Source organism: Mesorhizobium sp. LNHC229A00, from assembly GCF_000502415.1.
GTDB lineage: Bacteria > Pseudomonadota > Alphaproteobacteria > Rhizobiales > Rhizobiaceae > Mesorhizobium.
On the sequence record NZ_AYWQ01000198.1, the window covers coordinates 1 to 406 of the forward strand.

At 61.3% G+C, this 406-nt stretch carries 1 pseudogene; it reads left to right on the forward strand.

The features are described 5' to 3' along the window. Positions 1-109 precede the first annotated feature (109 nt). Positions 110-406 (forward strand): annotated as a pseudogene (locus X742_RS140125) (hypothetical protein); the annotation flags it as partial.

Sequence of the window (406 nt, forward strand, 5' to 3'; positions counted from 1 at the left end):
CAGATAAACGCAGCGGTCCGGATTTCGCTTATGGTTTTGCACGGATGATGCGACTGTGCGGCCCGGCACGCAGCCGGCCTTGCTTCATTGACACATGCCCGAGATTTCGATGATCATTCGCAAACTGGCCTTTGTTGTCCTGGGTTCGCTCGGGCTCGTGCAAGCGGCGGGCGCCAAGGAATGCCTCCTGAGCCACGCCACCTATCAGGAGCCACGCTCGGGCGCCGTCATGCAATTCCAACCGCTGGGCGACGAACCGGCGGCACTGACGACGCAGGTGTTCTCGCTGACGGTGCCTCATACAGGCATACGCCTGCCGGCCGATATTACCTGGACCAATGGCAAGAATTCGTTTCCGCTCGGTACCATCCGCCACCCCTGCACCAACGTCGACCGCGAAGCGGGT